The 21,660-nt window shown below is 64.0% G+C and carries 23 protein-coding genes and 1 other RNA gene; 10 read left to right on the forward strand and 14 right to left on the reverse strand.

Annotated features, from left to right (window positions below; genetic code table 11):
- Positions 1 to 33: 33 nt before the first annotated feature.
- On the reverse strand, positions 34 to 588 hold the full coding sequence (locus tag GJV18_RS00650; RefSeq protein WP_160342795.1) for a YecA/YgfB family protein: 555 nt from the start codon (positions 586 to 588) through the stop codon (positions 34 to 36).
- A gap of 146 nt (positions 589 to 734) precedes the next feature.
- Between GJV18_RS00650 and GJV18_RS00655 the strand changes: the two genes are divergently transcribed.
- From GJV18_RS00655 to GJV18_RS00670, 4 genes are all read left to right on the forward strand, one after another.
- On the forward strand, positions 735 to 944 hold the full coding sequence (locus GJV18_RS00655; protein WP_160342796.1) for a TIGR02449 family protein: 210 nt from the start codon (positions 735 to 737) through the stop codon (positions 942 to 944).
- A complete protein-coding gene (locus GJV18_RS00660) occupies positions 941 to 1,252 on the forward strand; it encodes a cell division protein ZapA (RefSeq protein ID WP_160342797.1) in 312 nt (103 codons plus the stop codon). The genes GJV18_RS00655 and GJV18_RS00660 overlap by 4 nt, the downstream gene beginning before the upstream one ends.
- Positions 1,253 to 1,285: 33 nt before the next feature.
- Positions 1,286 to 1,464: non-coding RNA, 6S RNA (ssrS, locus tag GJV18_RS00665), on the forward strand.
- 51 nt (positions 1,465 to 1,515) lie between these two features.
- Positions 1,516 to 2,115, forward strand: a complete 600-nt coding sequence (locus GJV18_RS00670; RefSeq protein ID WP_160342798.1) for a 5-formyltetrahydrofolate cyclo-ligase — start codon at positions 1,516 to 1,518, stop codon at positions 2,113 to 2,115.
- 46 nt (positions 2,116 to 2,161) lie between these two features.
- Here the strand turns inward: GJV18_RS00670 and GJV18_RS18710 are convergent, their stop codons facing one another.
- Positions 2,162 to 2,296 carry a hypothetical protein gene (locus GJV18_RS18710; RefSeq protein ID WP_267904540.1) on the reverse strand — a complete coding sequence of 45 codons (135 nt, stop codon included), beginning with the start codon at positions 2,294 to 2,296 and terminating at the stop codon, positions 2,162 to 2,164.
- A 169-nt stretch (positions 2,297 to 2,465) separates the two neighbouring features.
- Here GJV18_RS18710 and GJV18_RS00675 point away from each other — a divergent pair, with 169 nt between their 5' ends.
- A complete protein-coding gene (locus GJV18_RS00675; protein ID WP_160342799.1) occupies positions 2,466 to 2,915 on the forward strand; it encodes an EVE domain-containing protein in 450 nt (149 codons plus the stop codon).
- A gap of 22 nt (positions 2,916 to 2,937) precedes the next feature.
- Here the strand turns inward: GJV18_RS00675 and GJV18_RS00680 are convergent, their stop codons facing one another.
- Entirely contained in the window at positions 2,938 to 3,339 is a 402-nt protein-coding gene (locus GJV18_RS00680) for a flagellar basal body-associated FliL family protein (RefSeq protein ID WP_160342800.1), read from the reverse strand.
- Positions 3,340 to 3,537: 198 nt separating this feature from the next.
- On the opposite strand from GJV18_RS00680, the gene GJV18_RS00685 reads away from it, so the two are divergent.
- Positions 3,538 to 4,515 (forward strand): NADPH:quinone oxidoreductase family protein, encoded by a 978-nt coding sequence (locus tag GJV18_RS00685; RefSeq protein WP_160342801.1) that lies wholly within the window; start codon positions 3,538 to 3,540, stop codon positions 4,513 to 4,515.
- A gap of 105 nt (positions 4,516 to 4,620) precedes the next feature.
- Here GJV18_RS00685 and GJV18_RS00690 read toward each other — a convergent pair whose 3' ends face one another.
- From GJV18_RS00690 to trxA, 4 genes are all read right to left on the reverse strand, one after another.
- Positions 4,621 to 5,589: a CDP-6-deoxy-delta-3,4-glucoseen reductase gene (locus GJV18_RS00690; protein ID WP_160342802.1), complete on the reverse strand. Its 969-nt coding sequence runs from the start codon at positions 5,587 to 5,589 to the stop codon at positions 4,621 to 4,623.
- Entirely contained in the window at positions 5,589 to 7,055 is a 1,467-nt protein-coding gene (gene ubiD / locus GJV18_RS00695) for a 4-hydroxy-3-polyprenylbenzoate decarboxylase (protein ID WP_160342803.1), read from the reverse strand. Before ubiD ends, GJV18_RS00690 begins: the two co-directional genes overlap by 1 nt.
- A gap of 132 nt (positions 7,056 to 7,187) precedes the next feature.
- On the reverse strand, positions 7,188 to 8,447 hold the full coding sequence (rho, locus tag GJV18_RS00700) for a transcription termination factor Rho (protein ID WP_160342804.1): 1,260 nt from the start codon (positions 8,445 to 8,447) through the stop codon (positions 7,188 to 7,190).
- A 365-nt stretch (positions 8,448 to 8,812) separates the two neighbouring features.
- On the reverse strand, positions 8,813 to 9,139 hold the full coding sequence (gene trxA, locus GJV18_RS00705) for a thioredoxin TrxA (RefSeq protein WP_160342805.1): 327 nt from the start codon (positions 9,137 to 9,139) through the stop codon (positions 8,813 to 8,815).
- A gap of 200 nt (positions 9,140 to 9,339) precedes the next feature.
- On the opposite strand from trxA, the gene ppx reads away from it, so the two are divergent.
- Positions 9,340 to 10,842, forward strand: coding sequence for an exopolyphosphatase (gene ppx / locus GJV18_RS00710; RefSeq protein WP_160342806.1), 1,503 nt, complete (start codon positions 9,340 to 9,342; stop codon positions 10,840 to 10,842).
- Between the two features lie 76 nt (positions 10,843 to 10,918).
- Here the strand turns inward: ppx and ppk1 are convergent, their stop codons facing one another.
- The 3 genes from ppk1 to GJV18_RS00725 all read right to left on the reverse strand — a co-directional run bounded on the left by ppk1 (position 10,919) and on the right by GJV18_RS00725 (position 15,559).
- The gene (gene ppk1 / locus GJV18_RS00715) at positions 10,919 to 13,126 is read right to left on the reverse strand and encodes a polyphosphate kinase 1 (RefSeq protein WP_160342807.1); all 2,208 of its coding nucleotides are present in this window, start codon (positions 13,124 to 13,126) and stop codon (positions 10,919 to 10,921) included.
- Positions 13,127 to 13,142: 16 nt separating this feature from the next.
- Positions 13,143 to 14,156 (reverse strand): porphobilinogen synthase, encoded by a 1,014-nt coding sequence (gene hemB, locus GJV18_RS00720; RefSeq protein ID WP_160342808.1) that lies wholly within the window; start codon positions 14,154 to 14,156, stop codon positions 13,143 to 13,145.
- Between the two features lie 170 nt (positions 14,157 to 14,326).
- Complete coding sequence (locus tag GJV18_RS00725) at positions 14,327 to 15,559, reverse strand: sterol desaturase family protein (protein ID WP_160342809.1); 1,233 nt, start codon at positions 15,557 to 15,559, stop codon at positions 14,327 to 14,329.
- 150 nt (positions 15,560 to 15,709) lie between these two features.
- On the opposite strand from GJV18_RS00725, the gene elbB reads away from it, so the two are divergent.
- Both elbB and GJV18_RS00735 read left to right on the forward strand, forming a co-directional pair.
- A complete protein-coding gene (gene elbB / locus GJV18_RS00730) occupies positions 15,710 to 16,372 on the forward strand; it encodes an isoprenoid biosynthesis glyoxalase ElbB (RefSeq protein WP_160342810.1) in 663 nt (220 codons plus the stop codon).
- Between the two features lie 226 nt (positions 16,373 to 16,598).
- A complete protein-coding gene (locus GJV18_RS00735) occupies positions 16,599 to 17,066 on the forward strand; it encodes a thioesterase family protein (protein WP_160342811.1) in 468 nt (155 codons plus the stop codon).
- A 103-nt stretch (positions 17,067 to 17,169) separates the two neighbouring features.
- Here GJV18_RS00735 and GJV18_RS00740 read toward each other — a convergent pair whose 3' ends face one another.
- Positions 17,170 to 17,619: a YaiI/YqxD family protein gene (locus GJV18_RS00740; protein ID WP_160342812.1), complete on the reverse strand. Its 450-nt coding sequence runs from the start codon at positions 17,617 to 17,619 to the stop codon at positions 17,170 to 17,172.
- Positions 17,620 to 17,691: 72 nt separating this feature from the next.
- Between GJV18_RS00740 and GJV18_RS00745 the strand changes: the two genes are divergently transcribed.
- Complete coding sequence (locus GJV18_RS00745; RefSeq protein WP_160342813.1) at positions 17,692 to 18,465, forward strand: SDR family NAD(P)-dependent oxidoreductase; 774 nt, start codon at positions 17,692 to 17,694, stop codon at positions 18,463 to 18,465.
- 1 nt (position 18,466) lies between these two features.
- Here the strand turns inward: GJV18_RS00745 and GJV18_RS00750 are convergent, their stop codons facing one another.
- From GJV18_RS00750 to GJV18_RS00760, 3 genes are all read right to left on the reverse strand, one after another.
- Entirely contained in the window at positions 18,467 to 19,096 is a 630-nt protein-coding gene (locus tag GJV18_RS00750; protein ID WP_160342814.1) for a LysE family transporter, read from the reverse strand.
- Between the two features lie 75 nt (positions 19,097 to 19,171).
- On the reverse strand, positions 19,172 to 19,714 hold the full coding sequence (locus GJV18_RS00755) for a mechanosensitive ion channel family protein (protein WP_160342815.1): 543 nt from the start codon (positions 19,712 to 19,714) through the stop codon (positions 19,172 to 19,174).
- Positions 19,711 to 21,621 (reverse strand): ATP-binding cassette domain-containing protein, encoded by a 1,911-nt coding sequence (locus GJV18_RS00760; protein ID WP_160342816.1) that lies wholly within the window; start codon positions 21,619 to 21,621, stop codon positions 19,711 to 19,713. The genes GJV18_RS00755 and GJV18_RS00760 overlap by 4 nt, the downstream gene beginning before the upstream one ends.
- Positions 21,622 to 21,660: the final 39 nt, after the last annotated feature.

Raw genomic sequence — 21,660 nt, forward strand, 5'->3', positions numbered from 1 at the left:
GGCAGATTAAGTCCGGTTGCGGTTACAGAAAAATCAGTGCAGCGAAGGTTTTTCCACTGCGGCCAGCGGTTTGCCGCACTCGCTGAACAGCAGCAGCGGCGCCACGCGCAGGTACTCCATGACTTCCATGTAATCGCTTTCGCCGTCTTCCGATTCTTCCAGGGCATTCTGCACCTGGGCGATGGCCGACAGATCCTGCAACACCTCCATGGCCTCGGCGCTCAGGGCGCTGTCACCGGCGATAATGCCGTAGCCACCGAGAAAGCCCTGGCACCACTGGCCCAGGGCCACGGCGCGCTCGACCAGGGGCGCATCGTCACTGGGCAACAGCAGCACCAGGGTCACGTCCTGGCCGGCCAGCTCGCCCTTGACCATTTCCTGCAGGCCGATCAGGGCCTGACGTACAGCATCCTCGGGCTCGGCACCGAGCAGCTCGGCGGCATCCTGCAGCCAGGCCTCACTGTCGAAACCGGCCCCGGCGCAACTGCGCCCCAGCAACAGACCATGTAACTCGGCAGGCGAGATGGAAACACCGTGACTGGCGAGCAGCGCGGCAAAAGCGGCATAGGGGGAACTTGAAGTCGACATAGATCACTAGGCGCCAGACGGCGCAATCACTAGAATGGAGGCCTCGTATCCTAGCACCGGCAGGCGCGCCAAGACTATCCGAGGGTTTGACCACGGAGCCAGACGCGCCTATATAGTCCGGTCATCCCTTGCCCTAGCGAGTCCGCATGGAAGACGCCGATCTGCAAGCCCTTACGACCAAGCTGGACCTGCTGATCCAGCGCGTCGAGCAGCTTAAGGCCCACAACCGACTTCTCCTGGCGAATGAAAAGGCCTGGCGCGAGGAACGCGCCCATCTGATCGAAAAGAACGAAATGGCCCGGCACAAGGTCGAATCCATGATTTCGCGCCTTAAAGCCCTGGAGCAGGACTCATGACCCAGTCGAATACCGTAACCGTCCAGATCCTGGACAAAGAATATTGCATCGCCTGCCCGGCGGAAGAACGGGCCAACCTGGAAAGCGCCGCCCGCTATCTGGACGGCAAGATGCGCGAGATCCGCTCCAGCGGCAAGGTCATCGGTGCCGACCGGGTGGCGGTAATGGCGGCCCTGAATATCACCCACGACCTGCTGCACAAACAGCAGCACCTCGACCAGCAGGCCAGCAGCACCCGTGAGCACCTGCGCACCCTGCTTGGCCGGGTCGATACGGCGCTGAGTGATGCGGATGGCCCAGGCGCCTGATTGCAGCGCGCCGGTTTCGGGTATACTGGCCCCCGCTCCCTGGAGTGTGCGCCAGTCGGTGATGTCCCTGAGCCGATACGCACAAACCCGGGGGTTGCATGTTGAGGCCGGTGTGCATGTCCGCCTGACGGAAAGCCTTAACGCCTCCTGCAACCTCCACCTTGAACTTTCGGGTTCAAGGGCTAAACCGACAGCGGCACGTCGGGGAGTCACCTCTTTTAGCGCCCTGCCCGTTCGCGGCATGGCGGCCTGCCTATAAGCCCATGCTCGATGCCACTTCCCTGAGCCGCGCGCAACTGCGCCGCCTGCTGCGCCAGCAACGCCGCGCCCTCAGCGCCACCGCGCAGCGCCTCGCGGCCCACGACCTGTATCGGCAACTGGCCCAGCACCCGAGTTTTCGCCGCGCCCGGCATATTGCCCTGTACCTGCCCAACGATGGCGAGATCGACCCGCGCCCGCTGCTGCGCGCCGCCCAGCGCCGCGGCAAGGCCACCTACCTGCCGGTGCTCAGCCCCTGGCCGCGGAGCAAGATGGTGTTTCAACGCATCGTGCCGGGCGAACGCCTGGTGAAAAATCGTTTCGGCATTCCCGAGCCACGGCGCAACCTCAAGCGGCAACGCAAGGTCTGGACCCTGGATTTGGTACTGCTGCCCCTGGTGGGTTTTGATCGCCACGGCGGACGCCTGGGCATGGGCGGCGGGTTTTATGATCGCAGCCTGGGCTACCGGCAACTGCGCAAAAATTGGCACAAGCCGACGCTATTGGGCCTGGCCCATGCCTGCCAACAGGTAGAACGTCTGGCCGTGGCCAGTTGGGACGTGCCGCTACAGGGCACAGTGACGGATCGGGGATGGTATCTATAACCCCCCTGTGCAAAGGGGCGCCGCGCTCCCTGCGGCGGCCTCCTGATCAACCAGCGGACTGCGACTGGCTGACCGGTACCTCATTCTGACGATCCCACAGGCTCTGGGTGTAACCCGTGGTAACCACACCCAGAGTGAACAGAATGACCAGTACCCACATGACATCGGGTTTGCGTTTCATCGAATGCCTCCCCCTTGAAGGCATGTTGCACGCGGTTAAGCCGCGATCGTTTTTGTTATGGAGTGTCTGGCGGCCTGCGCCCGGCTCACCTCAAGGCCCGCAAAGACATTAGGGTTGCCTGACTGACAGGGTCTGCCCGCTCAAAGACCGGAAAAATGGAGCAAAGTTCATGCCTTATTGGCTAATGAAGTCCGAACCCGACGAATTATCCATCCACGACCTGCAGCGCCTGGGCGAAACCCGCTGGGACGGGGTGCGCAATTACCAGGCACGCAACTTTCTGCGCACCATGCAGCCAGGGGATCTGTTCTTCTTCTACCACTCCAGCTGCCCGGAGCCGGGCATCGCCGGAATCGGCCGCATCAGTAACGGGCACTACCCCGACCCTGTGGCTTTGCAGCCGGACAGTCACTACTTCGACGCCAAGGCCAGCGCCGAAAAAAATCCCTGGAGCGCGGTGGACGTAAGCTTTGTCGAGGCCTTCCCACGGGTACTGCCCCTGGGCCTGCTCAAGCAGCAGAGCGCCCTGCTGGAACTGCCCCTGGTACAGAAAGGCAGCCGCCTGTCGGTGATGCCGGTGAGCGAAGCGCAGTGGCAGGCGATTCTGGCACTACGCTGAAGCTGCTCGGGATGGGGGCCACTCAGCGCTGCAGGATCAGGTTGTTGAACAGCAGGTCCACCACCAGCGGCTTGCCCTCTTCCTCCTGCAGCACCTGCTGCACCTGCTTGAGCGCCTCCTGGCGCAGGGTTTCGCGGGCATCCGGGGCCTCCAGCGCCGCCTCGCTCTGCTGCGAAAAGAGCATCACCAACTGGTTACGGATCAGCGGGTCATGATGCTTGACCTTGGCCTCATCCTCGGCACCCTCCACCCGCAGGGAAACTTCGGCCTTGTAGAACTTGAGTTTGGGACCCTCGCCAAAATTACCCACCAGGGCCGGGAACAGGTTGATATAGATGGCGGCAGGCGGCGGCGCCTTTTCCTCCTCGGCCATCAGCGGCAGGGACACGAACAGGCTCAGCAAGACAACGACCAATGCTTTCACGGGGGCAACACTCTTGAGGGCGATGGCCCTAGCATAGCCAGGCGCGACGCCAGACCCAAGCCCGAGACTTATATCGCCCCATCAGGTGCGGCCATGCTCGTTGACCGACAGGCCTCGGCACCTACACTGCAGGCACAACAGTGCGGCGCGGCAATCGGTCGCAGCCCGCTCCACCCCTCAGTTTCCAGGAAGCCCCCCATGAAAGCCGTACTCTGCAAAGCCTTCGGCCCTGCCGACAGCCTGGTGCTGGAAGAGATTGCCAGCCCCGAAGCCAAGAAGAACGAGATCCTGCTGGAAGTGCATGCCGCCGGGGTCAACTTCCCCGACACCCTGATCATCGAGGGCAAGTACCAGTTCAAGCCGCCTTTCCCCTTCTCCCCGGGTGGCGAAGCCGCCGGTGTGGTCAAGGCCGTGGGCGAGAAGGTCAGCCACCTCAAGGTCGGCGACCGGGTCATGGCCCTGACCGGCTGGGGCAGCTTTGCCGAAGAAGTGGCGGTGCCCGGTTACAACGTCATCCCCGTGCCACCGAGCATGGACTTTGCCAGCGCCGCAGCCTTCGGCATGACCTACGGCACCTCCATGCACGCCCTCAAGCAACGGGCTAACCTGCAACCCGGCGAAACCCTGCTGGTGTTGGGCGCATCCGGCGGCGTCGGCCTGGCGGCAGTGGAAATCGGCAAGGCCATGGGCGCCAAGGTGATCGCCGCGGCCAGCAGCGCCGAGAAGCTGGAAGTGGCCAAGGCCGCCGGCGCCGATGAGCTGATCGACTACAGCGCCAGCAGCCTGAAGGATGAAGTCAAACGCCTGACCGGCGGCCAGGGCGCGGATGTGATCTACGACCCGGTGGGCGGCGACCTGTTCGATCAGGCCATTCGCTCCATCGCCTGGAACGGCCGCTTGCTGGTGGTGGGCTTTGCCAGCGGGCGCATCCCCGAGCTGCCGGTCAATCTGTGCCTGCTCAAGGGCGCGGCGGTGGTCGGGGTATTCTGGGGCTCATTTGCCCAGCGCCAGCCGCAGGACAACGCCGCCAACTTCCAGCAGCTGTTTGCCTGGCACGCCGAAGGCAAACTCAAGCCCCTGGTTTCGCAGACCTTCCCCCTGGAACAGGCCGCAGATGCCATCAATCACCTGGCCCAGCGCAAGGCCGTGGGCAAGGTGGTGGTGCAGGTGCGGTAAATGTAGGGTGGATGACGCTTTATTCATCCACCACTCACGCCCAAATTGGTGGATCGGTGAAACGTGATCCACCCTACCAAGCCGCCTCCGGGCGGCTTTTCTCATTCAGCCGCGCGGCGCATAGGCAAAGACATCGGCGCGCATCTGCTCGGCGCCCATGCCGGCCTCGACCAGGGCATCCAGGGTGGCGTAGACCATGGTCGGCGAGCCGCTGGCATAGACATGCAGGGCCACCAGATCGGGGAAGTCCTCGCGCACCGCCTGGTGCAGCAGGCCACGCCGCCCCGGCCAGCTGGCACTGTCGCTGACCACCTGATGCAGGAACAGGTTCGGCAGCTGACTCCAGGCTGCCCACTCCTCAATCTGGTAGAAATCTTCGGGCTGACGCGCGCCCCAGTAGAGGTGCACCGGGTGCTTGAAGCCGGCCGCCCGGCAGTGTTCGATCAGGCTGCGCATCTGCGCCATGCCGGTGCCGGCGGCGATCAGCACCAGAGGGCCATCCGGCAGCTCGGCCAGGTGGGTATCGCCGAAGGGCAGCTGCACCCGCGCCCGCCCCTGCTCGCGTAAATGGGCCAGCAGGTTCAGGGTGGCCTCGTCGCGGGCCAGGATATGCAGCTCCAGCACGCGCCCGGCATGGGGCGCCGAAGCCAGGGAAAAAGCCGCCATCTCGCCGTCCGGGCGTTGCAGCAGCAGGTACTGCCCGGCGTGATAGCGCACAGCCTTGCCCGCCGGGGCATTCAGGCGCACCCGAAACACATCGCCGCCCAGGGGCTCGCAACCGAGCAGTTGGCAGCTCAGCTCGCGCACCGGGAGTTCCCCCGGGGCCAGCACGCCATCCCAGAGCAGCACGCAGTCGGCCTCCGGCTCGGCCAGACAGGCGAACACCTCGCCATGCTCCAGCACTTCACCGGCCTGGCGCACCCGGCCGTTGACCAGCAGCGCCGCGCAGATATGACAGTTGCCGTTGCGGCAGCTCTGCGGGCAGTCGTAGCCCAGGCGTCGGGCTGCATCGAGGATGCGCTCGCCGCGTTCGACCTGGATCTGCGCCCCCGAGGGGTTGAAGGTGACCTTCATCAATCGATTCCCAGCTCGGCCCATAGCGCATCGACGCGCTGTTTGACCGCTTCATCCTGAACGATAGCCCGGCCCCACTCGCGCGTGGTTTCGCCCGGCCATTTATGGGTGGCATCCAGGCCCATCTTCGAACCCAGACCCGAGATCGGCGAGGCGAAGTCCAGGTAGTCGATCGGTGTGTTGTCGATCATCACAGTGTCGCGTTTAGGGTCCATGCGCGTGGTGATGGCCCAGATCACGTCGTTCCAGTCACGGGCGTTGATATCGTCGTCGGTGACGATGACGAACTTGGTGTACATAAACTGGCGCAGGAAGCTCCACACCCCGAGCATCACCCGCTTGGCATGGCCGGGGTACTGCTTCTTGATGGTCACCACCGCCAGGCGGTAGGAGCAGCCTTCCGGCGGCAGGTAGAAGTCGGTGATCTCGGGGAACTGCTTCTGCAGGATCGGCACGAACACCTCGTTCAGCGCCACGCCGAGAATCGCCGGCTCATCCGGCGGGCGGCCGGTATAGGTGCTGTGGTAGATCGGATCGCGGCGGCGGGTGATGCGCTCGACGGTGAACACCGGGAAGCTGTCCACTTCGTTGTAGTAGCCGGTGTGATCGCCATAGGGCCCTTCCGGCGCGGTCTCGCCCGGATGGATCACGCCTTCCAGCACGATCTCGGCGCTGGCCGGCACCTGCAGATCGCTGCCACGGGCCTTGACCAGTTCAGTCTTGTGCCCACGCAGCAGGCCGGCGAAGGCGTATTCGGACAGGCTATCCGGCACCGGCGTGACCGCGCCGAGAATGGTCGCAGGATCCGCGCCCAAAGCCACACACACCGGATAGGGACGATCCGGGTATTTCTGGCACCAGTCGCGGAAATCCAGGGCGCCGCCCCGGTGGCTGAGCCAGCGCATGATCAGCTTGTTGCGGCCAATCACCTGTTGGCGGTAGATACCGAGGTTCTGCCGTTCCTTGTTCGGCCCCTTGGTGATGGTCAGGCCCCAGGTGATCAACGGCGCCACATCGCCCGGCCAGCAGTGCTGGATCGGCAGCTTGGTCAGGTCGACGGCCTCGCCCTCTTCGATCACCTCCTGGCAGGGCGCATCCTTGAGCACCTTGGGCGCCATGCTCAGGACCTTCTTGAAGATCGGCAGCTTGTTCCAGGCGTCTTTCAGGCCCTTGGGCGGCTCCGGCTCCTTGAGAAAGGCCAGCAGCTTGCCGATTTCGCGCAGCTCGCTGACCTCCTCGGCGCCCATGCCCAGAGCCACCCGCTTGGGGGTGCCGAACAGATTGCCGAGCACTGGCGTGGTGAAGCCCGTGGGGTTCTCGAACAGCAACGCCGGACCGCCGCGGCGCAGGGTGCGGTCGCAGATTTCGGTCATCTCCAGCACCGGCGACACCGGGGTCTGGATGCGCTTGAGTTCACCGCGCTTTTCCAGCTCGCGGATAAAGTCGCGCAGGTCACGGTACTGCATGCTGGGACCTCATAGGGGGCGGACCAATCGGGGCGCAAAGTTTAGCGCCGAAGTCGGTCTTTCAGAAGGATGATGCAACGTCCAGATGCACAAAAGCCGGGCAAGCCCGGCCTTGTGGCGCAAAGCAGATGCTTACTTGCGCTTCATCGACAGGAAGAACTCTTCGTTGGTCTTGGTCGTCTTCAGCTTGTCGATCAGGAACTCGATGGCGGCGATTTCATCCATCGGGTGCAGCAGCTTGCGCAGAATCCAGATACGCGACAGCTCTTCCTCGCCGGTCAGCAACTCTTCGCGGCGGGTGCCGGAACGGTTGATATTGATGGCGGGGAATACGCGCTTCTCGGCGATGCGGCGGTCAAGGATCAGCTCCATGTTGCCGGTGCCTTTGAATTCCTCGTAGATCACCTCGTCCATTTTCGAGCCGGTTTCCACCAGCGCGGTGGCGAGGATGGTCAGCGAACCGCCTTCCTCGATATTGCGCGCAGCACCGAAGAAACGCTTGGGCTTCTCCAGGGCGTGGGCGTCGACACCACCGGTGAGCACCTTGCCGGAGCTGGGGATCACGGTGTTGTAAGCACGGGCCAGACGGGTGATGGAGTCGAGCAGAATGACCACATCCTTTTTGTGCTCGACCAGACGCTTGGCCTTCTCGATCACCATCTCGGCGACCTGCACGTGGCGGGTCGGCGGCTCGTCGAAGGTGGAGGCGACCACTTCGCCGCGCACGGTGCGCTGCATCTCGGTCACTTCTTCCGGGCGCTCGTCGATCAGCAGGACGATCAGGTGGCACTCGGGGTTGTTGCGGGTGATGTTGCTGGCGATGTTCTGCAGCATGATGGTCTTGCCCGCTTTCGGCGGGGCGACGATCAGGCCGCGCTGGCCCTTGCCGATCGGCGCGCAGAGGTCGATCACCCGGCCGGTGATGTCCTCGGTGGAGCCGTTACCGGCTTCCATGGTCAGGCGCTTGTTGGCGAACAGCGGCGTCAGGTTCTCGAACAGGATCTTGCTCTTGGCGTTCTCGGGGCGGTCGTAGTTGATGGTGTCGACCTTGAGCAACGCGAAGTAGCGCTCGCCGTCTTTCGGCGGGCGGATCTTGCCGACGATGGTGTCGCCGGTGCGCAGGTTGAAGCGGCGGATCTGGCTGGGCGAGACGTAGATATCGTCGGGGCCGGCCAGATAGGAGGCATCCGCAGAGCGGAGAAAGCCGAAACCGTCCTGGAGAATCTCCAGCACGCCATCACCGGAGATCTCTTCGCCACTTTTGGCATGCTTCTTCAGCAAGGCGAAGATGATGTCCTGCTTGCGCGAACGGGCCATGTTTTCCAGGCCCATCTGTTCGGCGAGTTCCAGCAGTTCGGTGATCGGCTTTTGCTTGAGTTCGGTCAGATTCATAGGAATGACATGATCATTTTAGGAGGGAAATAAGCTATTCAGCTTGGGAGGCCGCGCCGCTGAGATAGCGAAAGGTTCGCCAGCGGATTTCGAAGGTATTCGCGCAGGAACTGTCGGCGACGGCTTGCAGGGCGCTGCATAGAAAATACAGCGAGGCCGAATGTACCACCGGCTTTATTCGCACGTCCAGCCCTTAAGGTGAAAGTCACGTAGCGCCGGGTAAGGGCGGCCGACATACCCCCAGATATAAAAAATGGCCGGGAGCCATTTCTAACGTCGCTAGCGACGGCCCGAAGGGTGGCCGCCATGGATGGCGGGCCATAAAAAAGCCCCGTGTTTTACGGGGCTTCTCGCACAGCCTGGACTCAGATATTGCTATCGAGGAAAGCGGCCAGTTGCGACTTGGACAGCGCACCGACCTTGGTGGCTTCGACATTGCCGTTCTTGAACAGCATCAGGGTCGGGATGCCGCGCACGCCGAACTTCGGCGGGGTTTCCTGGTTCTCGTCGATGTTCAGCTTGCACACCTTGAGCTTGCCCTGATAGTCCTTGGCGATCTCGTCCAGCACCGGGGCGATCATCTTGCACGGGCCGCACCACTCAGCCCAGTAGTCGACCAGAACCGGGCCGTCGGCCTGCAGCACGTCTTGCTCAAAGCTGGCGTCGCTGACGTTGGTGATGAATTCGCTCATGGACAGTCTCCGTAATCGGATGCAAAAAGATGGGCGCATCATAGCCCGGCTTGGGTCACACAGGAAGGCACCGGCCATTGAGCCTTTCTATGAGTGTCTGCAAACGTCGGATTGTCATAGCCCTGTGCGACAACGCAATGCGTTGGCGTGTCCGCCCTATCGTGGCAGGATGGCGCATCACGCATCGAGATCTCAGCACCATGGCCCATCCTTCCATCGACTCCTTTCCCATGATTGCCGCCATCGACCTGGGCTCGAACAGTTTTCATATGGTGCTGGCCAAGGCCGATCATGGCGAGATTCGCATTCTGGAGCGCCTGGGCGACAAGGTGCAGCTGGCCGCCGGTCTGGACGATGAGCGCATGCTCAGTGAGGAAGCCATGCAGCGTGGGCTCGATTGCCTGCGCCGCTTCGCCCAGCTGACCGCCAACCTGCCCGAAGGTGCGGTACGCATTGTCGGTACCAACGCCCTGCGCGAGGCGCGCAACCGCGCCGAGTTTATTCGCCGCGCCGAAGAATTGCTGTCCCATCAGGTGGAGGTGATCTCCGGGCGCGAGGAAGCGCGTCTGATCTACCTGGGCGTGTCCCACAGCATCGCCGATACCCCGGGCAAACGCCTGGTCACCGATATCGGCGGCGGCAGTACCGAGTTCATCATCGGCCAGCGCTTCGAGCCGTTGCTGCGCGAAAGTCTGCAGATGGGCTGCGTCAGCTTTACCCAGCGCTTCTTCCGCGACGGCAAGATCACCCCGGCGCGCTATGCCCAGGCCTACACCGCGGCGCGCCTGGAGATCATGGGCATCGAGCACGCCCTGCGCCGTCTCGGCTGGGAGGATGCGGTGGGCGCCTCGGGCACCATCAAGGCCATCGGCCTGGCCATCCAGGCCGCCGGGCTGGGCAGCGGCGAGGTCAATGCCGAGGGCCTGGCCTGGCTCAAGCGCAAGCTGTTCAAGATCGGCGAGACGGACAAGCTCGACCTCGACGGCATCAAGCCGGATCGCCGGGCCATCTTCCCCGCCGGCCTGGCCATTCTCGAAGCCATCTTCGACGCCTGTGCCATCGAGCGCATGAGCCACTCCGAAGGCGCCCTGCGCGAAGGGGTGCTGTATGACCTGATGGGTCGCCACCAGCACGAGGATGTGCGTGAGCGCACCCTGAGCTCGCTGATGGAGCGTTACCACGTTGACCTGGAGCAGGCCTCACGGGTGGAAAGCAAGGCGCTCTCGGCCCTGGACAAGGTCGCCGGCGACTGGCAACTGCAGGAGGACTGGCACCGTGAGCTGCTCAGCTGGGCGGCCAAGGTGCACGAAGTGGGGCTGGATATCGCCCACTATCAGTACCACAAGCACGGCGCCTACCTGATCGAACACTCGGACCTGGCCGGTTTCTCCCGCCAGGATCAGCAGATGCTGGCCCTGCTGGTGCGCGGTCACCGACGCAATATTCCCAAGGACAAGTTCGCCGAATTCGGCGCCGATGGCATCAAGCTGATCCGCCTGTGCGTGCTGCTGCGCTTTGCCATCCTCTTCCACCATATCCGTGGCGGTCAGGAAATGCCCCAGGTTCAGTTACTGGCCCGCGAGCAGAGCCTGGAAATCGTCTTCCCGGACAACTGGCTGGAAGCCAACCCCCTGACCCAGGCCGACTTCGTGCGCGAAGCAGACTGGCTCAAGCGGGTCGGTATCGAACTTAGCGTGCGCTAAGCCCGGGCCCGTAGGGTGCGCTATGCGCACCGGTAATTCCCCATGAGAGCTGGGTGCGCACGGCGCACCCTAGCCATTAGCGTACGCTGACCACAGGCGCGGTCAATTTCTCCAGCAGGCCGGCCTGGGCGCTGCGTGGGTTCTGGTTGCCGCTGGGGCTGCAGCGCACATAGCGACCATCGGGCTGCAGCAGCCAGGCCTGGGTGTTGTCGGTGAGGTAGCTTTCCAGCTCCTTCTTGACCCGCAGGATCAGCTTCTTGCCCTCCACCGGGAAGCAGGTCTCGACGCGCTTGTCGAGGTTGCGCTCCATCCAGTCGGCGCTGGACAGGTAGATCTTCTCCTCGCCGCCATTCAAGAAGTAGAACACCCGGGTGTGCTCCAGGAAGCGGCCGATGATCGAACGCACCTGGATATTGTGTGAGACCCCGGCAATACCCGGGCGCAGACAGCACATGCCGCGCACCACCAGGTCGATCTTCACCCCGGTCTGGCTGGCCTTGTACAGCGCACGGATGATCTTCGGATCGGTCAGCGAGTTGAACTTGGCGATGATATGCGCCGGCTTGCCTTCGGCCGCGGCGGCGGTTTCCTTGGCGATCAGGTCGAGCAGGGTCTTCTTCAGGGTGAAGGGCGCATGCAGCAGCTTCTTCATGCGCAGGGTCTTGCCCATGCCGATCAGCTGGCTGAACAGCTTGGAGACGTCCTCGCACAGGGCCACGTCGGCGGTCAGCAGGCTGTAGTCGGTGTACAGCTTGGCGTTGCCGGCGTGGTAGTTGCCGGTGCCGAGGTGGGCGTAGCGGACGATCTCGCCATTCTCGCGGCGCAGAATCAGCATCATCTTGGCGTGGGTCTTGAAGCCCACCACGCCGTAGATCACCACCGCGCCGGCCTGTTGCAGGCGGCTGGCCAGGGCCAGGTTGGATTCCTCGTCGAAACGCGCGCGCAGCTCGATCACCGCGGTGACCTCCTTGCCGTTGCGCGCCGCTTCCACCAGGGCATCGACGATCTCCGAGTTGGCCCCGGAGCGGTACAGGGTCTGTTTGATCGCCAGCACATGGGGGTCTTTCGCCGCCTGGCGCAGCAGGTCGACCACCGGGGTAAAGGACTCGAAGGGGTGCAGCAACAGGATGTCCTGCTTGCTGACCACACTAAAGATGTTCTCGGCGTTCTGCAGCAGCTTGGGGATCACCGGGGTGAACGGGGTGTATTGCAGATCCGCGTGGTTTTCCAGACCGGTGATGCTGAACAGACGGGTCAGGTTGACCGGGCCGTTGACCCGATACAGCTCGCTCTCGCTCAGGTTGAACTGCTTGAGCAGGTAATCCAGCAGCGGTCGCGGGCAGGTATCCACCACCTCCAGACGCACCGCGTCGCCGTAGCGCCGGCTGAATAGTTCGCCGCGCAGGGCGCGGGCCAGGTCTTCGACGTCCTCGGTATCCACCGACAGGTCGGCGTTACGGGTCAGACGGAACTGGTAGCAGCCCTTGACCTTCATGCCCTGGAACAGGTCATCGGCATGGGCGTGGATCATCGAGGAGAGGAACACATAGTTGTCCCCCGGGCCGCCGACTTCCTCCGGCACGCGGATGATGCGCGGCAGCAGGCGCGGCGCCGGGATGATGGCCAGACCGGAATCGCGGCCGAAGGCGTCGATACCTTCCAGCTCGACGATAAAGTTCAGACTCTTGTTCACCAGCAAGGGGAAGGGGTGGGTCGGGTCGAGGCCGATGGGGGTGATGATCGGCGCGATCTCGTCGCGGAAGTAGCGGCGCACCCAGGCCTTGAGCTTGGTGTTCCAGAAGCGTCGGCGGATAAAGTTGATGTGGTGTTTGGCCAGCGCCGGGAACAGGGTGTCGTTGAGGATGGCGTACTGGCGCTCCACCTGCTCATGGGCCAGCTCGGCCACCCGGGCCAGGGCCTGGTGCGGCTGCAGACCGTCGGCACCGGCCTGTTCGCGGGCGAAGTTGATCTGCTTCTTCAACCCGGCCACGCGGATTTCGAAGAACTCATCCAGGTTGCTGGAGAAGATCAGCAGAAACTTCAAACGTTCGAGCAGCGGGTAGGACTCGTCCAGCGCCTGCTCCAGCACGCGGATATTGAACTTCAGCTGGGACAGTTCACGGTGGATATACAGGCTGCTGTCGTCCAGGTTCGGCACCACCAGCGGAGCCGGTGGTGGCACCTCGACGGGCGGCGCCTCCACCGCCTCGACTGGCGGGGCCTCGTCCTGGGGCGCAAGCTGAGGCGGGTTATCCAATTCGCTGCTGAGTCCTTCGGTGTTCATCTGAGCTTCCCGGGGCCTACTGGCCCTGCTGTAACAGTTCGGCCGCGCGCACGGCGAAATAGGTGAGGATGCCATCGGCACCCGCGCGTTTAAAGGCGGTCAGGGACTCCAGAATCACCGCTTCGCTCAGCCAGCCATTCTGGATCGCGGCCATATGCATGGCGTACTCGCCGCTGACCTGGTAGACGAAGGTGGGCACCTTGTAGGCGTCCTTGACCCGCCAGAGGATATCCAGATAGGGCATGCCCGGCTTGACCATGACCATATCGGCGCCCTCGGCCAGGTCCGCCGCCACTTCGTGCAGGGCCTCGTCGCCGTTGGCCGGGTCCATCTGGTAGCTGGCCTTGTTGGCCTTGCCGAGGTTGGCGGCCGAGCCCACCGCATCGCGGAACGGCCCGTAGTAGGCGCTGGCGTACTTGGCCGAGTAGGCCATGATGCGCACATTGGGCTGTTCGGCCAGCTCCAGGGCCTCGCGGATGGCCTGTACGCGGCCGTCCATCATGTCCGAGGGCGCCACCACCTGGGCACCGGCCTCGGCATGGGACAGGGCCTGCTTGACCAGGGCATCGACGGTGATGTCGTTCAGTACATAGCCATTCTCATCGAGAATGCCGTCCTGACCATGGGTGGTGAAGGGATCCAGGGCCACATCGCTGATCAACCCCAGCTCGGGGAATTTCGCGCGCAGGGCGCGGATGGCGCGCTGGGCGATGCCGTCCGGGTTCCAGGCCTCGGCGCCATCCAGGGACTTTTTCTCCAGCGGCGTGACCGGAAACAGGGCCAGGGCCGGAATGCCCAGGGCCACCCACTTCTCGGCCTCGATCAGCAACTGGTCGATGGACAGACGCTCGACCCCGGGCATGGAGGCGATGGCTTCGCGGCGGTTTTCACCATCGAGGACGAACACCGGCAGGATCAGGTCATCGACGCTCAAGCGATGCTCACGCACCAGCCGCCGCGAGAACTCATCGCGACGATTGCGGCGCAGACGGGTGGCGGGGAACAGGCGATTGGCGGGGGTAAAGCTCACGACAGGCTCCAGAGCCCGGGTCGACGGGCAAGTGTGACAGTTATAGGCGCTCATTATGACCAAAGAATGACAGCGCACGACAGAACTGCGACGGCTTGCCGCAAGGTGCAGGCACAAGGCTGCACTGAATCGACCGGCGGCGCCAGGGTGGCGCCGCACGCGGGGAGCGCTTATGCCGGAACCGGCATCCGCCTGGGCGTCCACCACAACGCCAGCAGGCTCAGCAGGCTGTAAGCCAGCAGCAGCGGCCAGAACAGCGGCTGCGCGGCCAGCAGGCCCAGTTGCAGGGTCAGCCAGGCCAGCGGCAGGTTGAGGGCCAGGCGCAGCATCTCCAGGCGCCGGGCCTGGGGCCGGTTTTCCAGCCAGGCGCCGATCACATACAGGCCAAAGGCCATCCAGCCCAATCCCAGCAGCAGGGCCGGCAGGCTCAGGCCCTCGCCCACCGCCAGCAGGTAGGTGCCACCGAGCAGATAGACAGTGAACTGCAGGACTGCATACACCTTCTGCGCGCCACTGAGCGGCACCTCGAATTTGACGAACTGGCTGAGGTCGGCTTTGGCCTGGGGGTACTGGGCCGCCACATCGGCCGGGCGCCAGCCGGTGGGCATAAACCAGATGCGCAGCCTGTCCCACCAGGACTCGGCACGCACTGCGTCGCGCCACAGCGCCACATAGAACTGGGCATTGGCCCACAGTGGGTTCCAGCTGGCCAGGGGCGTGGTCACGCCGAAGATCACCGGTTCTTCATCCAGTTCTTCCTGAAAGGTGCCGAACAGCCGGTCCCAGAGGATAAATACCCCGCCGTAGTTGCGATCCATATAGACCGGGTTCTGCGCATGGTGCACCCGATGGTTGGACGGGGTGATAAAGACCCACTCCAGCCAGCCGAGCTTGGGCACATGGCGGGTATGCACCCAGAACTGATAAAGCAGATTCAGCGCACCCACCGTGAGAAACACCAGCGGCGGCACCCCGGCCAGGGCCATCGGCAGGTAGAAGATCCAGCCGAAGATAAAGCCGGTGCTGGTCTGACGCAGGGCGGTGGAGAGGTTGTAGTCCTCACTCTGGTGATGCACCGAGTGGGCCGCCCACAGCACGTTGCGCTCATGCCCCAGGCGGTGGTTCCAGTAGTAGCAGAAGTCATAGAAGACAAAGGCCACCAGCCACACCCAGAGGCTGTCGGCACTCAATTCAAAAAGCGCCAGCTGCTGCCAGGCCAGGGTATAGGCCACCAGGCCAACGACACGGGTCAGCAGGCCGCTGGTGGTGGACAGTACGCCGGCGCTGAGGCTGTTGATGGCATCGGCCAGACGGTAGGTGCTGACCCCGCGCCAGCGATCCACCAGCAGTTCCAGGGCGATCAGCAAAAAGAAGAAGGGCACGGCGTAAAGGATGTAATTCATAGTGGCGCCTGAACGTGATATTACTCAGCTCATACTAGCCCTGGCCTGTCACCGTCTCGCGACGCGGGATGCCACGACAGGGGGCATTTGACGACAACAGCTGGGCAGCCTGCCCAGACGAGCCGAGTGGCATGCGCACAGGAGCCTTTGATGAACAAGAACGTGGCGGTGATTCTTTCCGGCTGTGGTGTATACGACGGCGCGGAAATCCATGAGAGCGTGATCACCCTGCTGCGCCTCGACCAGCGCGGGGCCCAGGTGCAGTGCTTCGCCCCCAACGTGGCGCAGCTGCATGTGGTCGATCACTACAGCGGCGACGAGATGGACGAGACGCGCAATGTGCTGGTGGAGTCGGCGCGTATCGCCCGCGGCAAGATCAAGGACGTGCGCGAGCTGCATGTGGGCGACTTCGATGCACTGATCCTGCCCGGCGGCTTCGGCGTGGCGAAGAACCTCTCCGACTTCGCCATCGGCGGCGCCAATTGCACCGTGCAACCCGACGTGCTGGCGGCCACCCAGGCCTTCGTCAAGGCCGGCAAGCCGGTGGGCCTGATCTGCATCGCCCCGGCCCTGGCGGCGAAGATCTTCGGCGCCGGGGTGGTCTGCACCATCGGCAACGACCATGACACCGCCGCCGCCCTGACCCAGATGGGCGCCCAGCACCACGAATGCGAAGTCAGCGAAATCGTCGAAGACAGCGAGCGCAAGCTGGTGACCACCCCAGCCTATATGCTGGCCCAATCCATCAGCGAGGCAGCCTCGGGCATCAACAAGCTGGTGGATCGGGTGCTGGAGCTGACCCACCACGACTAGCTGGCGCTGAAGGCTATTTAGAGCTGGACGATTTCTCCGATTAGCCCCCTCTCCCCTTTGGGGAGAGGGCTAGGGAGAGGGGCAAGCCGCTTACGCGGACAGCCTGGACTAATAGCGGCCAGCCAGCAGGTTGTTTATGCCAATGGTCGTGGCACACCTGCCGCGGCCCTGGCCAAGCGCTGCGCCCTGCGGCAGTTTGATCGCCTCTCCCTCAGGATGCCGCCCCATGAGCACCACACCCGCCTTCGAGCCCGAACTGCAACAGGCCGTGGCCGCGTTCTTTCAGCGCATTCCCTTTAACCAGATGCTCGGCATCGAACTGGATGAGCTGAGCCTGGAGCGGGTGACCATGCACCTGCCGATGAAGCCCGAGCTGATCGGCAACTTCGTTCAGGGCATCCTGCATGGCGGGGTAATTTCCTCGCTGCTGGATGTGGCCGGTGGCGCCATGGCGCTGATCGGCGCCTTCGACAAGCACCAGCACCTGTCCGGCAGCGAACGCATGAGCCGGTTGTCCAAGCTCGGCACCATCGACCTGCGTATCGACTACCTGCGCCCCGGCCGCGGCCAGCGCTTTACCGCCACGGCCGTGCTGCTGCGCTCGGGCAACAAGGTGGCGGTGGTACGCAGCGAACTGCACAGCGACGACGGCACCCTGGTGGCGGTGGGCACCGGCACCTATCTGTGCGGCTAGCGCCGCTGCAGGCTCCGTAGGGTGGATGTCGCTCTTCACATCCACCACCACCCGGTGGAAAACGCTGCGCGGTTTTCCACCCTACGTGGACTGTGACATCTGACTAACGCATCAGCCGGGTCAGAATCCGATCTAGGGCATTGGCAAAGGCCTGGCGCTCCTTCTCGCCATAGGCGCCCTGGCCGCCGCCCATCTGGCCCTGTTCGCGCAGTTCGGTAAAGAGGTTACGGGTGGCCAGCTTGTCGGCCATATTGCCCTCGTCGAACTCCTTGCCCCGGGGGTCGAGGGCGGCCACGCCATTTTTCACCAGGCGCGCGGCCAGGGGCACGTCGCTGCAGATCACCAGCTCCCCCGGCACCGCCTGTTCGACCAGATGATCATCGGCCGCATCCGGGCCGCTGGGCACCACCACCAGGCGTACGCAGTTGTAGCTCGGCCGTGGCACCGCCTGCCCTGCCACCAGCACCACCTCGAAGCCGCGCTTCAGGGCAAACTTCACCACCTGATCCCGAGCGGCCCGGGGGCAGGCATCGGCATCGATCCAGACACGCATGGGTTAACGTTCCTCTCTGTTGAGCGGCTAGTATGCCCGAGCGAGGGTCAAACGAAGATGAGGTAAGAGCCCATGGACTTCTGGCAACGTATCGAGCAACCGGCCCAGGTGCTGATCTGCGGCGCCAGCCGTGGCATCGGTCTGGCCATGACCACGCAGTTGCTGGAACGCCCGGAGGTGGCAAAGGTCTTTGCCCTGGCCCGCCAGGTACAGGACAGCGCCGAACTGCAGCAGCTGGCCCGGCACCATGGCCCGCGTCTGCAGCTGCTGCCCTGCGATATTCGTGATGAAGCGGCGCTGGCCGAACTGGCCTCCCAGCTGCGCGAGCAGATCAGCCACCTGCACCTGCTGCTGTGCAGCGTCGGGATTCTGCACACGGACGCCGCCAAGGCGGAAAAGGGCCTGGCGCAGGTGGATCTGGCCGGACTGATGGCCAGCTTCCAGAGCAACTGCTTTGCTCCCATCCTGCTGCTCAAGCATCTGCTGCCGCTGCTGCGCGGTCGCCATCCGTGCACGGTGGCCATGCTTTCGGCGCGGGTCGGTTCGATTGGCGACAATCGCCTGGGCGGCTGGTACAGCTACCGCGCCAGCAAGGCCGCGCTGAACCAGTTGCTGCACACGGCGAGCATCGAATTGAAGCGCCTCAACCCGCAGAGCTGCGTGCTCAGCCTGCACCCCGGCACCACCGACACCGAGCTGTCGCGGCCCTTCCAGGCCAATGTCGCCGAGGACAAGCTGTTCAGCCCCGAGTACGCCGCCCGTTGCCTGCTGCAGCAGGTGGCGCACCATGGGCCGGAACAGAGCGGCAGCTTCTGGGCCTGGGACGGGCAGCCCATCCCCTGGTGAATCAGGCGGTGCGCCGCACCGTGGCCAGCAGGGCCGCCGCACCGATAAACAGCCCGCCGAAGGTGCGATTGAGCAGGCGCTGCTGCTGCGGCGAGCGCAGGGCACGCAGCACCCGGGCGGCCAGGCCGGTATAGCCGGCCATCACGATCAGATCGACCACCACCATGGTCAGGGCCATCAGCAGGTACTGGCTGAGCAGCGGCGCCTTGGGATCGAGAAACTGCGGCAGCACGGCGAGGATAAAGATGATCGCCTTGGGGTTGCTGGCATTCACCAGAAAGCCGCGCAACACCAGAGTCAGGGGCCGTCCCAGGGGACGCTCGCCATCGGCGGTGTTGATCTCGCCAGGCTTGGCGACCCACTGCTTCCAGCCCAGGTAGACCAGGTAGGCCACGCCAAACCACTTGATCAGATTGAAGGCCAGCTCCGAGGTCGCCAGCACCGCGCCCAGGCCGGCGGCCACCACGGCGATCTGCACCAGCAGGGCCAGCTGCAGGCCCAGGGCGTTCCAGTAGCCGCGCCAGAAACCGTATTGCAGGCCGGCACTCATGGAGGCGACCGCACCGGCACCGGGGGACAGGCTGATCACCCAACAGGCAACGAAAAAGGCAAGCCAGGTTTCCATGGCCATGACGCACTACCTCAACTAGGGGAATGAATAGGCAAGCCTACTCCTGACGCTGCAGGCTGGCGAGCCGCCTACGACTTATCGCCAGCGCCGTACCGACTTCTGGAAGAACAGGCTGTTGGGCACCTGCAGCAAGGCGCCGGCCGCTTCTTCGCTGACATCTTCCAGGGTGGTGTAGAACAGATTGATCGACAGCACCCGGCCCTTGACCCCAGGCTTGTCGGCACTCTCGATCACCTCCACGGTATCGCCCAGGCGGAACGGCCCCATGGTGAAGATCAGCAGCGCGCAGAACATGTTCGACAGCACGCTCCAGATGGCAAAGAAGGCCACCGCCGCCACGGCGGTAAAGCCGGTCAGGGCGGTCCACAGCACCGTGGCCGACACGCCCAGGCGCTCCAGCACCAGCATCAGCGCACTGCCGATGATCAGCCAGCGCAGAAAACCGCGCAGCGCCAGCAGGACTTCCGGCGGCAGCAGGCTGTAGCGCTGGCCCAGTCGGCTGATACCACGACTGAGCAGGCGCTGGGCCAGCCAGGCCAATAGCAGAATCAGCACAACCTGACCGGCGCGGATCAGCGGCTCAGGCCAGCCATCCAGCAGCTGCATCCACTCGCTCATTCGCTCTCCGCCAACTGCCGCTGCAGTTCTTCCAGCGTTTCCAGGGCCAGCATCCAGCGCTCTTCCAGATCGGCTTCACGGCTCTTCAGTCTGGCCTGTTCGGCCAGGGCATCGCGCAGTTCGTCCTTGCGCGCCGCCTCGTAGATCGCGCTATCGCCCAGGCGCGCTTCCACAGCCGCGAGTTTCTCGTGCAACTGGCCCAGCTCTTTTTCCAGCTTGTCGGCCTCGCGCTTGTGCGGCGCCAGTTGCTGGCGCAGCACGGCGGCGGCCTGGCGCTGGGCGCGCTTGTCGGTCTTGTCCGGGTTGCTCGGCGCAGTGGCAGCCGGCGTCTGGCGCAGACGGTAGTCCACCAGCCAGCGGGCGTAGTCGTCCAGGTCGCCATCGAAGGGCTGTACCCGGCCATCGGCCACCAGGAGAAACTCGTCGGTGGTGCTCTTGAGCAGATGACGGTCGTGGGACACCACCACCACCGCGCCGGAAAACTCCTGCAGGGCCATGGTCAGGGCCAGGCGCATTTCCAGATCCAGGTGGTTGGTCGGTTCGTCCAGCAGCAGCAGGTTGGGCTTGCCCCAGGCGATCAACGCCAGGGCCAGGCGCGCCTTTTCGCCACCGGAAAAATTCAGCACCGGCTCGTCGCAACGGGCGCCACGGAAATCGAAGCCACCGAGGAAATCGCGCAGGGTCTGCTCGCGCTCGGTTGGCGCCAGACGCTGGAAGTGCAGCAACGGGCTGGCCTTGTCATCCAGGGCATCGAGCTGATGCTGGGCGAAGTAGCCGACCACCAGGTTCTCGCCGCGCTGCAGATGGCCGCTGATGGGCTGCAACTCGGCCGCCAGGTTCTTGATCAGGGTCGACTTGCCGGCGCCATTGGGGCCGAGCAGACCCAGGCGGGTGCCAGGCACCAGGCTCAGCTTGACCTGCTCCAGCACCACCTTGTCGCCATAACCCAGGCGGCCTTCGCTGAGGCTGAGCAGCGGTGTGGACACCTTGTCCGCCTCGCGGAAGCTGAAGTCGAAGGGCGAGTCGACATGCGCCGCCGAAAGCTCCTCCATGCGTTCCAGGGCCTTGATCCGGCTCTGCGCCTGACGCGCCTTGGTGGCCTGGGCCTTGAAGCGGGCGATGTACTTTTCCATATGGGCGCGCTGCGCCTGTTGCTTCTCGTAGGCCTGCTGCTGCTGAGCCAGGCGCTCGGCGCGGGTGCGTTCGAAGGCGCTGTAGCCGCCGCGATAGAGGGTCAGCTTGCGCTGCTCGACATGCACCACATGGTCGACCACGGCATCGAGAAAGTCACGGTCGTGGGAGATCAGCAACAGGGTGCCGGGATAGCTCTGCAGCCAGCCTTCCAGCCAGAGAATGGCATCCAGATCCAGGTGGTTGGTCGGCTCGTCCAGCAGCAGCAGGTCGGAGGGACACATCAGCGCCTGGGCCAGGTTCAGGCGCATGCGCCAGCCACCGGAAAAGTCGCCGACCCGGCCATCCATCTGCGCACTGTCAAAACCCAGGCCGGCCAGCAGCTTGCGCGCCCGGGCATCGGCGCTGTAGCCGTCGAGGTTGTCCAGCTCATTGTGCAGACGGGCGATGGCGGCGCCGTCATGGGCGGCTTCAGCAGCGGCCAGTTCGGCCTGCACCCGGCGCAGCTGCACATCGCCATCGAGCACATAGTCCACCGCCTGGCGTTCTACCGCGTCCACTTCCTGGCGCATATGGGCAATGCGCCAGGTGGCGGGAATAAAGCAGTCGCCGCCATCGGCCGCCAGTTCGCCGCGCAGCAAGGCGAACAGGCTGGATTTGCCGGCACCATTGGCGCCGATCAGGCCGGCCTTGTGGCCGGGATGCAGGGTCAGCTCGGCATCTTCCAGCAAACGCTGGGGGCCACGCTGTAGAGTGAGGTTCTGGAGTCGGATCATAATGGCGGCGGAGTCTATCAGAGAGACTCATAACTTACT

Source organism: Pseudomonas xionganensis, assembly GCF_009763245.1.
GTDB classification, from domain to species: Bacteria; Pseudomonadota; Gammaproteobacteria; order Pseudomonadales; family Pseudomonadaceae; genus Aquipseudomonas; species Aquipseudomonas xionganensis.

Excerpts from the sequence above, each read along its gene's own strand:
- GJV18_RS00650 (WP_160342795.1), bottom strand. The coding sequence starts at position 588 with ATGTCGACTTCAAGTTCCCCCTATGCCGCTTTTGCCGCGCTGCTCGCC.
- GJV18_RS00655 (WP_160342796.1), top strand. The coding sequence starts at position 735 with ATGGAAGACGCCGATCTGCAAGCCCTTACGACCAAGCTGGACCTGCTG.
- GJV18_RS00660 (WP_160342797.1), top strand. The coding sequence starts at position 941 with ATGACCCAGTCGAATACCGTAACCGTCCAGATCCTGGACAAAGAATAT.
- GJV18_RS00670 (WP_160342798.1), top strand. The coding sequence starts at position 1,516 with ATGCTCGATGCCACTTCCCTGAGCCGCGCGCAACTGCGCCGCCTGCTG.
- GJV18_RS18710 (WP_267904540.1), bottom strand. The coding sequence starts at position 2,296 with ATGAAACGCAAACCCGATGTCATGTGGGTACTGGTCATTCTGTTCACT.
- GJV18_RS00675 (WP_160342799.1), top strand. The coding sequence starts at position 2,466 with ATGCCTTATTGGCTAATGAAGTCCGAACCCGACGAATTATCCATCCAC.
- GJV18_RS00685 (WP_160342801.1), top strand. The coding sequence starts at position 3,538 with ATGAAAGCCGTACTCTGCAAAGCCTTCGGCCCTGCCGACAGCCTGGTG.
- GJV18_RS00690 (WP_160342802.1), bottom strand. The coding sequence starts at position 5,589 with ATGAAGGTCACCTTCAACCCCTCGGGGGCGCAGATCCAGGTCGAACGC.
- ubiD (WP_160342803.1), bottom strand. The coding sequence starts at position 7,055 with ATGCAGTACCGTGACCTGCGCGACTTTATCCGCGAGCTGGAAAAGCGC.
- rho (WP_160342804.1), bottom strand. The coding sequence starts at position 8,447 with ATGAATCTGACCGAACTCAAGCAAAAGCCGATCACCGAACTGCTGGAA.
- trxA (WP_160342805.1), bottom strand. The coding sequence starts at position 9,139 with ATGAGCGAATTCATCACCAACGTCAGCGACGCCAGCTTTGAGCAAGAC.
- ppx (WP_160342806.1), top strand. The coding sequence starts at position 9,340 with ATGGCCCATCCTTCCATCGACTCCTTTCCCATGATTGCCGCCATCGAC.
- ppk1 (WP_160342807.1), bottom strand. The coding sequence starts at position 13,126 with ATGAACACCGAAGGACTCAGCAGCGAATTGGATAACCCGCCTCAGCTT.
- GJV18_RS00725 (WP_160342809.1), bottom strand. The coding sequence starts at position 15,559 with ATGAATTACATCCTTTACGCCGTGCCCTTCTTCTTTTTGCTGATCGCC.
- elbB (WP_160342810.1), top strand. The coding sequence starts at position 15,710 with ATGAACAAGAACGTGGCGGTGATTCTTTCCGGCTGTGGTGTATACGAC.
- GJV18_RS00735 (WP_160342811.1), top strand. The coding sequence starts at position 16,599 with ATGAGCACCACACCCGCCTTCGAGCCCGAACTGCAACAGGCCGTGGCC.
- GJV18_RS00740 (WP_160342812.1), bottom strand. The coding sequence starts at position 17,619 with ATGCGTGTCTGGATCGATGCCGATGCCTGCCCCCGGGCCGCTCGGGAT.
- GJV18_RS00745 (WP_160342813.1), top strand. The coding sequence starts at position 17,692 with ATGGACTTCTGGCAACGTATCGAGCAACCGGCCCAGGTGCTGATCTGC.
- GJV18_RS00750 (WP_160342814.1), bottom strand. The coding sequence starts at position 19,096 with ATGGCCATGGAAACCTGGCTTGCCTTTTTCGTTGCCTGTTGGGTGATC.
- GJV18_RS00755 (WP_160342815.1), bottom strand. The coding sequence starts at position 19,714 with ATGAGCGAGTGGATGCAGCTGCTGGATGGCTGGCCTGAGCCGCTGATC.
- GJV18_RS00760 (WP_160342816.1), bottom strand. The coding sequence starts at position 21,621 with ATGATCCGACTCCAGAACCTCACTCTACAGCGTGGCCCCCAGCGTTTG.